11 protein-coding genes are annotated in these 13,746 nt (G+C 68.1%); 8 read left to right on the forward strand and 3 right to left on the reverse strand.

Features of this window, described 5'->3' with window-relative positions:
• Positions 1–107 precede the first annotated feature (107 nt).
• On the forward strand, positions 108–938 hold the full coding sequence (gene xth / locus M9978_RS03855; protein WP_254291809.1) for an exodeoxyribonuclease III: 831 nt from the start codon (positions 108–110) through the stop codon (positions 936–938).
• Between the two features lie 117 nt (positions 939–1,055).
• On the opposite strand, the gene phbB is transcribed toward xth, so the two are convergent.
• From phbB to M9978_RS03870, 3 genes are read right to left on the reverse strand one after another with little or no spacing between them, the layout of a single operon-like run.
• Positions 1,056–1,778: an acetoacetyl-CoA reductase gene (gene phbB / locus M9978_RS03860; RefSeq protein WP_254291540.1), complete on the reverse strand. Its 723-nt coding sequence runs from the start codon at positions 1,776–1,778 to the stop codon at positions 1,056–1,058.
• Positions 1,779–1,807: 29 nt separating this feature from the next.
• On the reverse strand, positions 1,808–2,809 hold the full coding sequence (hemH, locus tag M9978_RS03865) for a ferrochelatase (protein WP_254291541.1): 1,002 nt from the start codon (positions 2,807–2,809) through the stop codon (positions 1,808–1,810).
• Positions 2,806–5,043, reverse strand: coding sequence for a xanthine dehydrogenase family protein molybdopterin-binding subunit (locus tag M9978_RS03870; protein WP_254291542.1), 2,238 nt, complete (start codon positions 5,041–5,043; stop codon positions 2,806–2,808). Before M9978_RS03870 ends, hemH begins: the two co-directional genes overlap by 4 nt.
• Before the next feature lie 263 nt (positions 5,044–5,306).
• Between M9978_RS03870 and lgt the strand changes: the two genes are divergently transcribed.
• The 7 genes from lgt (at position 5,307) to M9978_RS03905 (ending at position 13,642) form a co-directional block, all read left to right on the forward strand.
• Positions 5,307–6,179, forward strand: a complete 873-nt coding sequence (lgt, locus tag M9978_RS03875) for a prolipoprotein diacylglyceryl transferase (RefSeq protein ID WP_254291543.1) — start codon at positions 5,307–5,309, stop codon at positions 6,177–6,179.
• 4 nt (positions 6,180–6,183) lie between these two features.
• Positions 6,184–7,233, forward strand: coding sequence for a class I SAM-dependent methyltransferase (locus M9978_RS03880; protein WP_254291544.1), 1,050 nt, complete (start codon positions 6,184–6,186; stop codon positions 7,231–7,233).
• Positions 7,230–7,739 carry a GNAT family N-acetyltransferase gene (locus M9978_RS03885; protein WP_254291545.1) on the forward strand — a complete coding sequence of 170 codons (510 nt, stop codon included), beginning with the start codon at positions 7,230–7,232 and terminating at the stop codon, positions 7,737–7,739. Before M9978_RS03880 ends, M9978_RS03885 begins: the two co-directional genes overlap by 4 nt.
• Positions 7,736–8,500, forward strand: coding sequence for a peptidoglycan editing factor PgeF (gene pgeF / locus M9978_RS03890; protein WP_254291546.1), 765 nt, complete (start codon positions 7,736–7,738; stop codon positions 8,498–8,500). The genes M9978_RS03885 and pgeF overlap by 4 nt, the downstream gene beginning before the upstream one ends.
• 80 nt (positions 8,501–8,580) lie before the next feature.
• Positions 8,581–9,903, forward strand: a complete 1,323-nt coding sequence (locus M9978_RS03895) for a cystathionine gamma-synthase family protein (RefSeq protein WP_254291547.1) — start codon at positions 8,581–8,583, stop codon at positions 9,901–9,903.
• Positions 9,904–10,061: 158 nt separating this feature from the next.
• Complete coding sequence (gene thiL, locus M9978_RS03900; RefSeq protein ID WP_254291548.1) at positions 10,062–10,940, forward strand: thiamine-phosphate kinase; 879 nt, start codon at positions 10,062–10,064, stop codon at positions 10,938–10,940.
• Between the two features lie 548 nt (positions 10,941–11,488).
• On the forward strand, positions 11,489–13,642 hold the full coding sequence (locus M9978_RS03905) for a sodium-translocating pyrophosphatase (RefSeq protein WP_254291549.1): 2,154 nt from the start codon (positions 11,489–11,491) through the stop codon (positions 13,640–13,642).
• The last annotated feature ends 104 nt before the right edge of the window (positions 13,643–13,746 follow it).

Genomic DNA, 13,746 nt, shown 5'->3' on the forward strand with positions numbered 1-13,746 from the left:
CGAATACTCGCACGCCTCGGAGCCGCGCAGCCTATCGACTGGCCGAGCGCCTGTCGATCAGCAGGCGCATGGCGGAACGAGTCCACCGCGCCACGGATTTCAGCGCGATGCGGATCGCGACCTACAATGTGAACGGCGTCAATGGCCGCCTTCCCGTGCTGCTGCGCTGGCTCGCCGAGACCGCGCCCGACATCGTCTGCCTGCAGGAGTTGAAGGCTCCGGACGAGCGATTCCCCGAAGCCGCGCTCCGCGAGGCGGGCTATGACGCGGTCTGGCACGGTCAGAAAAGCTGGAACGGCGTCGCGATCCTCAGCCGCGCCGGTACGATCCACGAAACGCGGCGCGGCCTGCCCGGCGATCCCGACGACACCCACAGCCGCTATGTCGAGGCGGCGGTCAACGGCATCCTGATCGGCGGCCTCTATCTGCCCAACGGCAACCCCCGCCCCGGCCCCAAATTCGATTACAAGCTCAACTGGTTCGACCGGCTGATCGATCACGCCGCGGGGCTGATCGAATCCGGCCTGCCGGTGATCCTCGCCGGCGATTTCAACGTGATGCCGACCGAACGCGACGTCTACAAACCCGAACGCTGGCTCGACGACGCGCTGTTCGCGCCGGAGGTGCGCGCGGCGTATTTCCGCCTGCTCGACCAGGGCTGGACCGACGCGCTGCGCACGCTGCATCCCGACGAGACGATCTACACCTTCTGGGATTATTTCCGGAACGCCTATGCCCGCAACGCCGGGCTGCGCATCGACCATCTGCTGCTCAGCCCGGCACTGACCAAGCGGCTCGTCCGGGCCGAAGTGGACTCGTTCGTGCGCGGCTGGGAAAAGACCAGCGACCATGCGCCGGTCTGGATCGAGCTGTCCGACAAGCCGGTGCGCCGCCCCCGCAAGAAGGCGGCGGCTGATTGTTCAGTTCAGCGAGGCTGAACTGGTTGCGGCACAGGCCGGCTCCCCCACCCGGCCACCCAACGGTAGTATCATATGGGTGGCCGGGTGGGGGAGCGGGCCGGCGCCGCGATCCAGCGAAGCTGGATCAAAAAGCGCTCAGTACATATGCTGCCCGCCGTTGATCGACAGCGTCGATCCGGTGACGAACCCGCCTTCCTCCGAACACAGGAACGCCACGCCGCGCGCGATCTCGCTCGCCTGACCGAGCCGCCCGACCGGGATCTTCGCGACGATCTTCTCCAGCACGTCGGCCGGCACGGCGGCGACCATGTCGGTGTCGATATAGCCCGGCGCGATCGCGTTCACCGTCACCCCGGCGCGCGCGCCTTCCTGCGCGAGTGCCTTGGTGAAGCCGTGGATGCCGCTCTTGGCCGCGGCATAATTGACCTGGCCATATTGGCCCGCCTGCCCGTTGATCGAGCCGATATTGACGATGCGACCCCATTTGCGGTCGCGCATGCCGGGGAAGGTGCCCTTGGCCATGTTGAAGCAGCCGCCGAGATTGGTGTCCATGACCTCCTTCCACATCTGGTAGGTCATCTTCAGGATCGTGCCGTCGCGCGTGATGCCGGCATTGTTGACCACCACATCGACCGGCCCCAGCGCCGCCTCGACCTCGGCAATGCCGGCCTGGCACGCGTCATAGTCGCCGACGTCCCATTTGAACGCCTTGATCCCGGTGCGTTCGGTGAATTCGGCCGCGCGCTGGTCGTTGCCGGCATAATTGGCCGCGACGGTCATCCCCATGTCCTTGAGCGCGACGCTGATCGCCTCACCGATACCGCGCGTGCCGCCCGTTACGATCGCTACCCGTGCCATGGACCTCTCCCGTTTGATTCCCGGAAAGGCTAGGCAGTCCGCGCCCATCCGGCAAGTTCACTTCCGATGATGTTGCGCAACATTTCCGTGCCGGGCGCACTATCGTTCAGGCATGACAAATATGCGAAACGCTCCCCGCCCCCCGCGAGGAATGTTTCGCGCCCGCGGATCGCCAGCTCCTCCAGCGTTTCAAGACAGTCGGCCGAGAACCCCGGCGCCACCAGCGCGACGCGCTTCACGCCCTTGCCCGGCAGCGCGGCCAGCGTGGTGTCGGTCGCCGGCTCGAGCCATTTCGCCCGCCCGAAGCGCGACTGGAAGGCAACGACCAGCTCCCGGCCAAGCGCTTCGCCCAGCAGCCGCGCTGTCTTGCGGCAATGGCAATGATAGGGGTCGCCCAGCTCCAGCGTCCGCAGCGGCATGCCGTGAAAGCTCGCAACGATCGCGTCCGGCGCGAAATCGAGCGCGGCGAGCTGTGCCTCGACCGACTCCTTCAGTGCGCCGATATAGGCGGACTCGTCATGATAGGGCGGCAGCGTCCGCACCGCCGGTTGCCAGCGCATCTTCGCCAGCGCCGCGAACGCCGCATCATTGGCGGTCGCGGTCGTCGCTGCGCAATATTGCGGATAGAGCGGCGCGATCAGGATTCGCTCGCATCCCGCATCCTTCATCGCCTGCAAGCGCTCGCCGATCGCCGGATTGCCATAGCGCATCGCCCAATCGACGGTCAGATCGGGCCACGCCGCCTGCAGCGCCGCCGCCTGGCGCGCGGTGATCGCGGCGAGCGGCGAGCCTTCGTTGGTCCACACCAGCCCATAGGCATGCGCCGATTTCTTCGGCCGCGTGCGCAGGATCACGCCGCGCAGAATCGGCTGCCAGATCAGCTGCGGAATCTCGACCACGCGCCGGTCCGACAGGAACTCGGCGAGATAACGCCGCACCGATGCCGCATCGGGCGCGTCGGGCGTGCCCAGATTGACCAGCAGCACGCCGACGCGCGGCGCGGGGATTGGGGGATGGGCAGCCGGCGTCATTCGCCGCCCGGGATCAGCGGCAGCTGCCGCAGCCGCATGCCGGTGGCGGCATAGAGCGCATTGGCGATTGCGGGCGCGACCGGCGGCACCGCCAGCTCGCTCACCCCGCCCGGATCGGCCTCGCTGGCGATCAGCTCGACCATGATCTCGGGCGTGTTCGCCAGCCGCGGCAGGTCGAGATCGCGAAAGCTGCGCGCATCGGCGATCCCGCCGGTAAAGCCGGTGGTCACGCCCAATGCAGCGGCTATGCCGAAGATCAACCCGCCCTCGATCTGCTGCTCGACCACGCTCGGATTGACGATCCGCCCGCAATCGACCGCTGCCACCAGCCGGTCGACCTGCACGCGCTGGTCGCCGCCGACCGACGCCTCGGCCATCACCGCGATATAGGACCCGCAAAAGGCGTGGCAGGCGATTCCCTGCCCACTCCCCGGCAGCCCGCCTTGCCAGCCGCCGAGCGAGGCGACCGTCGACAGGCAGCGCGCCAACCGCGGCTCGCCGCCCAGCATCGCGATGCGGAAGCTGAACGCCTCGATGTCCGCGACATGCGCCAGCTCGTCGATGAAGCTCTCGTTGAAGAACGCGGTGTAGCTGTGCGCCCCTGACCGCCAATAGCCGGTCGGTACGCCGATCGAGGCCGGGTGATGATCGACCGCGAAATTGGCGATGCGATAGATCGGCCGCGCGCCCGCCACCGCCGCCCGGTCGCCATCCCCGCGCACCAGCCGCTTCGTTCCGGCCAGCGCGTCGCCGCCGATCAGGCGGTCGGCCAGCTCATGCCCGGTCGCGGGCGCCGCGATCTTGGCGAGCCAGCCCATCACCGCGCCGTTCGCGCCCAGCCGCGCGGTCATCCGCGCCGCCGCGGGCGGGCGGAAGCGGTCGTGCGAACAGGTCTCACCGCGCGACCAGGTCAATTGCACCGGCTTCTTGATCTCGCGCGCGATCAGCGCTGCCTGCTGCGCGACGAGATGCTCCAGATTCTGCCCGAACGATCCGCCCGCGAGCATCGGGTGGATCACCACATCCGCCACGGCGAGGCCCAGCACGCTCGCCACCGCGTCGCGCGCCAGCCCGGGCGCCTGCGTCGGTAGCCACAGCCGGACGCGGCCATCCTCCCACACTGCGGTCGCCGTCACCGGCTCGATCGCCGCATGCAGCGCCAACCCCGCACGGTATTCGGCGGTCACCACGCGCGCGCCCTTGAACGTCGCCGACAAATTGCCGGCCGAGGCCATGCGCTCGCCATGGCCGTTGAGCGCTTCGTCGAGCGCGGCCTGGATCGTCTCGCTGTGAACCTTGCCCGCCATCTCGAAGCGCGGGTTGATCGCCTCGAGCGCCTGCGTGGCCGCCCACCAGTTGTTCGCCGCGACCGCGACCCAGCGCTCGTTCTTGACGATGTGCAGCGTGCCCGGCACCGCGCGCGCCGCCGCCTCGTCGATCGACGCGAGCTTGACCGTGCCCACCGGTCCCTGCCGGATCGCCGCGAAGACCATATTCGGCAGGCGGATGTCGCCCGCGAAATTGGCGCTGCCATCGACCTTGCCGGGCGCGTCGAGCCGTGGCGCGGGTTCACCCGCCAGCCGCCCTGTTTCGCCCTCGCGGAACGTCAGGTCGACCGGCACGTCCTCGCCCGCCGCCTCGGCCGCCAGCTCGCCGAAGCGCAACCGCTGCTGGCCATGCACGACGAAGCCGTTGCCGGTCTCGCATTCCTGCCAGTCGACGCCCCAGCGCCGCGCCGCCGCCTTGCACAGCATCGCCCGCGCCGCAGCGCCCGCCTGCCGCAACGGCCCCTCGAAGCTGCGCATCGAGGTCGATCCGCCGGTGAGCACCAGCGCCTTGCGCACGGCATGGGTGCGCCGCAGCCGCTCGGGCACCAGGCCCGGAAACAGCTCGGCCGATGCCAGCTCATTGGCATAGAGCGGGTTGAGCGGCGCCTGTTCCACCCCGACCATCCGCCAGTCCGCGCCCAGTTCGTCGGCCAGCACTTGCGGCAGCGTGGTGAACACGCCCTGCCCATATTCGCATTGCGGAATCGCGACCGTCACCCGGCCATCGGTGGCGATCTTGAGCCACGCGCCGAACGCGGTTTCCTTGTCGCGTACCGGCAGGTTTGAGAGATAGGACCGCGGCCACACCGCCCAGGCGACCAGCAGCCCGATCCCGGCCCCGCCGCCGATCAGCAGCGTGCGCCGATCGATCCCATTCCCGCCAGCCATGCCCCTCGTGCGCCTCATCGCGCTGCTCTAGCGGCGGTTCAGCCCAAGCGCCAAGCGTTGATTGGGCGTTACAATCCTCCCCCGCCAGGGGGAGGTGGCGCCGAAGGCGACGGAGGGGGAGGACTCCGCAACGCCGGTTCTGGCGTCCGCCCCCTCCGTCATCGCTGCGCGATGCCACCTCCCCCTGGCGGGGGAGGATCGAGCCGAGAGCGCCAATCCACACTTGGGTTTGCCGTCATATCCGGATAGGACAGCCGCCTTACCCCCGGGAGGCCCAATCCGTGATCCTGACCGCCGCCGCAGCCGCCGCGACTCATCTCAAGTTCAGCGAGCTCGGCCTCGATCCGGTCGCGCTCGACCTCGGCTTCTTCCAGCTCAAATGGTACAGCCTGGCGTATATCGCCGGCATCCTGATCGGCTGGTGGTATCTGCTCAAGCTGCTCGCCCAGCCCGGCGCGCCAATGGCTCGCCGCCACGCCGACGACATGGTGTTCTACGCCACGATCGGCATCATCCTCGGCGGGCGGCTCGGTTACGCGATCTTCTACCAGCCCGGCCTGTTCCTCGAACCGCTCAGCCTGCTGCGCCTGTGGGAAGGCGGCATGTCGTTCCACGGCGGCGTGATCGGCACCAGCCTCGGCATCCTGTGGCTGTGCCGCAAGGAGAAGCTCAACTGGCTGCGCGTCCATGATTATGTCGCCTGCTGCGTCCCTTTCGGCCTGTTCTTCGGCCGCCTCGCCAATTTCGTGAACGGCGAGCTTTGGGGGCATCCGACCAATGTCGCATGGGGCATCGTTTTCGACCGCACCGGCGAGGACGTCGCGCGCCACCCGAGCCAGCTCTATGAAGCCGGGCTCGAAGGGCTGCTGCTGTTCGCCGTGCTGTGGTTCCTGTTCTGGAAGACCGACGCCCGCTACCAGCCCGGCAAGCTCGTCGGCACCTTCATTCTCGGCTATGGCCTGTCGCGCTATTTCGTCGAGTTCTTCCGCGAGTATGACGCGCAGTTTCAGGGCACGATCTTTGCCACGCCCGGCCTGCACATGGGCCAGCTGCTCACCATCCCGATGATCCTCGGCGGCATCTACCTGATCGCGACCGCCAAGCGCCGCCGCGAGCGCGTCGAGCCGTTCGCCGGCGGCCCCAGCATCGCCTGAAGCCATGTCGGAAGAAGGCTCGCTCCCCGACCGGATCGCCCGCGCCATCACCATGGCCGGGCCTATCCCGCTGTCGCAATTCATGGGCGCGGCGAACACGCATTATTACGCGACGCGCGATCCGCTCGGCACCCGCGGCGACTTCACCACCGCGCCCGAGATCAGCCAGATGTTCGGCGAACTGGTCGGCCTCGCGCTCGCCGACCTGTGGGACCGCGCCGGCCGCCCGCACGCCCATTATGTCGAGCTCGGCCCCGGCCGCGGCACGCTCGCCGCCGATGCGCTGCGCGCGATGGCCAGCGCCGGCCTGACACCCCCCGCCCATTTCGTCGAGAACAGCCCGGTCCTGCGCACCGAGCAGGCCAAGGCTGTGCCGCAAGCCGAATGGTCGCTCGATCTGGTCGGCCTGCCCGACGACGCGCCGCTGCTGGTCGTCGCCAACGAATTCTTCGACGCGCTCCCGATCCGCCAGCTGATCAAGACCCAGCAGGGCTGGCGCGAGCGGCTCGTCGCCTGTCAGGACACATTGTTCCTGCCGGTGATCGGCAACACCATCTTCGACCCGATCATCCCGCACCAGTTCCGCGATGCCTCCGACGGCTCGATCCTCGAAACCTCGCCGCCCAGCGTCGCGATCCTGCGCGCGCTCGCCGCCAAGTTGCTGGCGCAGGGCGGCGCGGCGCTGGTCATCGACTATGGCTATGCCGGCCCGGCGCTCGGCGACACGCTGCAGGCGGTGCGCGGCCACGAATACGCCAACCCGTTCGAGGATCCGGGCGAAGCCGACCTCACCGCGCATGTCGATTTCGGCACGCTGATCGAGGCGGCCCGCGTGGAAGGCCTCGAAGCGCACGGCCCGGTGACGCAGGGCGCCTTCCTCACCACGCTCGGCATCGGCCCGCGCGCGCAGGCGCTCGCCGCCAAATCGCCCGATCGCGCTGACGAGATCGAAACCGCCCGCCACCGCCTCGTCCATGACGAAGCGATGGGCGATCTGTTCAAGGTCGTCGCGCTCACCGCCCCCGGCTGGCCGGTGCCCGCAGGCTTCGAATGATCACCTACGACACGCCGACCGCGCACGACGCCGAGGCGCTCGACGCGATGGCGCGCGAGACCTGGCTGCGCACCTTCGGCCATGGCTACACCGCCGCCGATCTCGACGCCTATCTGACCCACGCCTACGGCCCCGCCGGCCAGCTCCGTACCGACCTCGCCAACCCGGCGATCACATGGCGCGTCGCCCGCTCGGACGGGCAGATCATCGGCTATGCCAAGCTCGGCCCGCCCTGGCTGGAGCAGGCCGATCTCGACGATCTCCAGCTCAGCCAGCTCTATGTCGCCTATGGCTGGCACGGTCAGGGCGTCGCGCAGGCGCTGATGGAGTGGACGCTCACCACCGCGCGCGCCGCCCAAGCCCATGCGCTCCTCCTCACGGTCTTCGAGGAAAATCACCGCGCGATGGCCTTCTATGCCAAATACGGCTTCGTCCATATCGGTGACTATGCCTTCCCGGTCGGCCAGAAGATCGACCGCGACCTCATCATGCGGCTCGAACTGTGAGCGGCGTCGAAGCCGTCCGCGCTCGCTCGCTCGAAGGCGTCGCCCACGGATTTCTCGGCCGCAGCGGCGGCGTCTCGACCGGCTCCACCGCCGGACTCGACATGGGCCGCCGCGGCCAGCCGCCTACCCCCGAACTCATCGAGAACCAGCGCCGCGCGATCGCCGCAGTCGCCCCCGGCACCCGCCTCGTCACCCTCTACCAGATCCATTCCGCCGACGCGGTGACGGTGCTCGAACCCTGGGACGACGAGCTCCGCCCGCACGCCGACGCGCTCGTCACCAACCGCCCCGGCCTCACACTCGGCATCCTCACCGCCGACTGCGCCCCCGTGCTGTTCGCCGACCGCGAGGCCGGGGTGATCGCCGCCGCCCATGCCGGGTGGAAGGGCGCGCTCGGCGGCGTCACCGACTCGGCCATCGCCGCGATGGAAGCGCTTGGCGCCCGCCGCGAGCACATCGCCGCCGCGATCGGCCCCTGCATCGCGCGCGCCAGCTATGAGGTCGACCAAGGCTTCCACACCCGCTTCGCCGAGCACGACCCCGCCAACGCCCGCTTCTTCACCCCCGGCCGCGAGGGTCACCGCCAGTTCGACCTCGAAGCCTATGTCGCGCACCGCCTGACCGCCGCCGGCGTCGGCACCGTCGAACCGCTCGGCGAGGATACCTATGCCCAGCCCAACCGCTTCTACAGCTTTCGCCGCGCCACCCATCGCAGCGAACCCGATTACGGCCGCCAGATTTCCCTGATTGCTCTGAAATGATCGCATTGACGGGCTGAAGCGTTGATGCGAGTGCGGGATCAAAGACGTTTCAATTGATACGATCCGCGAGAGGCACTGACATGGCAAACACCCCCGACAAGCCCACTGAGGCCGACCTCACCGGCACCGAGCCGCGCCGCCGCCCCAAACCTTCAGCGGACACGATCGGCAACCGCAAGCTCAACCCCGCGACGATGATGATGGGTCACGGCTATGACCCGATGCTCTCGGAAGGCTCGCTCAAGCCACCGATCTTCGCCACCTCGACCTTCGTCTTCCCCAACGCCGCGGCCGGCAAGCGCCATTTCGAGGGCGTCACCGGCAAGCGCCCCGGCGGCGCCGAAGGGCTGGTCTACTCCCGCTTCAACGGCCCCAATCAGGAAATCCTCGAGGATCGCCTCGGCATCTGGGAAGAGGCCGAGGACGCGCTCGCCTTCTCCTCCGGCATGTCCGCCATCGCCACCTTGTTCCTCGCGATGGTCAAGCCCGGCGACACGATCGTCCATTCGGGGCCGCTCTACGCCGCGACCGAGACACTGATCGCACGCATCCTCGGCAAGTTCGGCGTGCACTGGCTCGACTTCCCCGCCGGCGCGACGCGCGAAGAGATCGACGCGGTGCTGCACAAGGCCGCCTCGGGCAATGTCGCGCTGATCTATCTCGAAAGCCCCGCCAACCCGACCAACGCTTTGGTCGATGTCGAGGCGGTCGCGGCCAGCCGCGACGCGATCTTCACCGGCGCCAGCAAGCCGCCGATCGCGATCGACAACACCTTTCTCGGCCCGCTCTGGGCCAAGCCGCTCAAGCAAGGCGCCGACCTCGTCGTCTATTCGCTGACCAAATATGCCGGCGGGCATAGCGACCTCGTCGCAGGCGGCGTGCTGGGGAGCAAGGCGCACATCAACACGCTGCGCATGATGCGCAACACGATCGGCACGATCTGCGACCCCAACACCGCCTGGATGCTGCTGCGGTCGCTGGAGACGCTCGAACTTCGCATGAGCCGCGCGGGCGAGAATGCGGTCAAGGTCTGCGAATATCTGCGCACCCATCCGAAGGTGGAGAGCGTCGGCTATCTCGGCTTCCTCGAAGAGGGCAGCCGCCAGCGGGACATCTACAACCGCCACTGCACCGGCGCCGGCTCGACCTTCTCGCTCTACCTCAAGGGCGGCGAAAAGGAGGCGTTCGCGTTCCTCGACAGCCTTCGGATCGCGAAGCTCGCGGTCTCGCTCGGCGGCACCGAAACCCTCGCCTCCGCTCCCGCGGCGATGACGCATCTGTCGGTCCCCGACGCGCGCAAACAGGCGCTCGGCATCACCGACAACCTCGTCCGCATCTCGATCGGCGTCGAAGACGCCGACGACCTGATCGCCGACTTCGAGGAGGCACTGAAGGCGGTCTGACCGCCCAAACCACCTCGTCATCCCGGCCTTGTGCCGGGATCCACCGGGCGGCACGCACCGCCATGACCGGGTGAGCGCATCGCTCGCGGCGCAGTGGACCCCGGCACAAGGCCGGGGTGACGGTTGTTTGTGGCCGAACGGTATCCTAACCCACCCCCGTGCCCGACGAATTCGCCTTCCTAACCGCCCTCCGCGCCATCGCCACGCATCCGGCGGCGGCGGGGCTGGCCGACGACACTGCCCAGCTCGACGTCGCCGCAGGCCGCCTGATCCTCACCAGCGACACGATGGTCGAGCGCGTGCATTTCCGCCCGCACGACCCGGCGGACTCGATCGGCTGGAAGCTCGCCGCGGTGAACCTCTCCGATCTTGCCGCCAAGGGCGCGGTGCCGCTCGGCTGCCTGCTCAACTATGCCCTGTCGGGCGATGCGGCATGGGACGACGCCTTCCTTGCCGGGCTGAACGAAGCGCTGACCCGCTTCGCCATGCCGCTGCTCGGCGGGGACACCGTCGCCATCCCTGCCGGGAGTGCGCGCAGCTTCACGCTCACCGCGATCGGTCGGGCACAGGACCGCACGCCGCTGCGCGGCGGCGCGCAACCGGGCGAGGCGCTGTGGGTCACCGGCCAGATCGGCGGCGCGGGCTTCGGTCCGGACGGCGAGCCGCGCGATCTCGCCCGCTACCTCCGCCCGACACCGCGCCTCGCCGAGGGGCAGGCGCTTGCCCCTTTCGCCACCGCGATGATGGACGTGTCCGACGGCCTGCTCATCGACGCCCGCCGCATGGCAGAGGCCAGCAGCGTCGCGCTGACGATCGCGCTCGATGCGGTCCCGCTCGCCCTGCCCGGCCTCGATCCGATCGAGTGCGTCACCGCCGGCGACGATTACGAGCTACTCTTTACGCTCCCCGCAGGCATCACACCGCCCGCCCCCGCGACACGGATCGGTACGACAAGCGCAGGATCGGGCCTGACCCTCATTTCAAACGGCGCCCCCGTCCCGCTCCCGGATCGCCTCGGTTACCAGCACGGCGGCTAACCCCACTAACCACCCGTCATCCCGGCCTTGTGCCGGGATCCACCGGGCGGCAAGCGGTGCATAAGAAGCTCAATCTCATCGCTCGCGGCGATGTGGATCCCGGCACAAGGCCGGGATGACAGACTGGTTCGGTACGATAGCTGACCCATAACCCCCTTCAAATGTTGGATTTCATCTGATCTATCCTGATCGATGGAAGCGACTCCGATCCTGCCGCGCCCCCGCCAGCCTCGAACCGGCGCGGCACTGTTGCGCGACAGTCGCCTCGCGGTCCGCACCCGTCGCGTCGCTGTCGCGCGAACGTCGCCTCACCGTCGCGCGACTGTCGCGAGAGTGTCGCGTTACCGTCGCCAACCCGTCGCGTCGCAGTCGCCAACCCGCCGCTTCCCCGTCGCATCCCGCACAAACCCCCTCATAACTGTCAACTTCGTCAACCGCCCGAGTCTGCTTGACAGCCCCCTTCCCCTCTCTACGCTCCTCCTCCGGCTGCTGGACGCACGGGGCAAAGACCCTGGCGACCCGCGGGGTTCACAGGGGAAGGATACCGAATGACGATAGTCTATATCGCCATCGCGTGCGGCATATTGGCCGTGCTCTATGGCCTGGTGACATCGCAGCAGGTGCTTCGCGCACCGGCGGGCGATCAGAAGATGCAGGATATCGCCGCCGCCATTCAGGAAGGCGCGAAGGCCTATCTCGGCCGTCAATATACCACCATCGCCATCGTCGGCGCCGTCGTCGCGATCGTGATGTTCCTCACGCTCGGCACGCTCTCGACCGTGGCGTTTCTGCTCGGCGCGGTGCTCTCGGGCGTCGCGGGCTTTGTCGGCATGCACATTTCGGTGCGCGCCAATGTCCGCACCGCCGAAGCCGCGCGGACCAGCCTTCAGGGCGGCCTGACGCTCGCCTTCCGCTCGGGCGCGATCACCGGCATGCTCGTCGCCGGCCTCGGCCTGCTCTCGATCTCGCTGATCTTCTGGTATCTAACCGGACCCGGTGGCCAGGAGCCCAATGGCGAGAAGATCATCCACGCGCTGACCGCGCTCGCCTTCGGCGCCTCGCTGATCTCAATCTTCGCGCGTCTCGGCGGCGGCATCTTCACCAAGGCCGCCGACGTCGGCGCCGATCTGGTCGGCAAGGTCGAGGCCGGCATCCCTGAAGACGACCCCCGCAACCCCGCGGTGATCGCCGACAATGTCGGCGACAATGTCGGCGACTGCGCCGGCATGGCCGCCGATCTGTTCGAGACTTATGTCGTCACCATCGGCCTCACCATGGTTTCGATCGCGCTGCTGGTCAGCGGCACGACCGAACAGCTGATGGGCCTGATGGCGCTGCCGCTGCTGGTCGGCGGCGTGTGTATCATCACCTCGATCATCGGCACCTATATGGTCCGGCTCGGCAAGGGCCAGTCGATCATGGGCGCGTTGTACAAGGGCTTCTGGACCACCGTGATCCTGTCGATCCCGGCCATCTACTTCGCGACGCAATATGTGCTCGGCGATCTCAACGCGGTCATCGGCGGCCCCGCCGACGCCACCAATGTCGATGTCGCGGCCTCGGTCGCGGCGCAGGCGGTGGGTGACGGCTTTACCGGCATGGACCTGTTCTGGTGCATGATGATCGGCCTTGGCGTCACCGGGCTGCTGGTGTGGATCACCGAATATTACACCGGCACCAACTATCGTCCGGTCCGCTCGATCGCCAAGGCATCGGAAACCGGTCACGGCACCAACGTCATTCAGGGTCTCGCGATCAGCCTCGAATCGACCGCGATGCCGACGATCGTGATCGTGGTCGCGGTGATCGCCTCCTACCAGCTTGCCGGAATCATCGGCGTGGCGTTCGCCGCCACCTCGCTGCTCGCGCTGGCCGGCATGGTCGTCGCGCTCGACGCCTATGGACCGGTCACCGACAATGCCGGCGGCATCGCCGAGATGGCTGGGCTACCGGATGACGTGCGCACCCGCACCGATGCGCTCGATGCGGTGGGCAACACCACCAAGGCGGTGACCAAGGGCTATGCCATCGGTTCGGCCGCGCTGGCGGCTTTGGTGCTGTTCGGGGCGTATACGGAGGATCTCAAGCGCTACTTCGGCGACGTCACCGTCGACTTCAGCCTGAGCAATCCGTTCGTCATCGTCGGGCTGCTGCTCGGCGCGCTGCTGCCCTATCTGTTCGGCGCGTTCGGCATGACCGCCGTCGGCCGCGCGGCGGGGCATGTGGTCGAGGACGTGCGCGCGCAGTTCCGCGACAATCCGGGGATCATGGCGGGGACCAGCCGTCCCAACTATGGCCGCACGGTCGACATCGTCACCCGCGCGGCGATCAAGGAGATGATCATCCCGTCGCTCCTGCCGGTGCTGTCGCCGATCGTGCTCTACTTCGTCATCCTCACCGTCGACAGCCAGGCCAACGCCTTCGCCTCGGTCGGTGCGATGCTGCTCGGCGTGATCGTCTCGGGTCTGTTCGTCGCGATCTCGATGACCTCGGGCGGCGGCGCGTGGGACAATGCCAAGAAGTATATCGAGGACGGCAATCACGGCGGCAAGGGCAGCGAGGCCCACAAGGCCGCGGTGACCGGCGACACGGTCGGCGATCCCTACAAGGACACCGCCGGCCCGGCCGTCAATCCGATGATCAAGATCACCAACATTGTCGCACTGCTGCTGCTCGCGGCGCTGGCTGGCGGCGGCGGCTGAGCGGCTACCGCAAACCTCGCTTCATTCCCGTCCGGCACCCGCCGGGCGGGGATTTTCTTTGCCCGAACCAATCGCCCGCCGAGCAAATCGGTGTTGCACCCCGC

Source organism: Sphingomonas tagetis (genome assembly GCF_024211275.1).
GTDB lineage: Bacteria > Pseudomonadota > Alphaproteobacteria > Sphingomonadales > Sphingomonadaceae > Sphingomonas > Sphingomonas tagetis.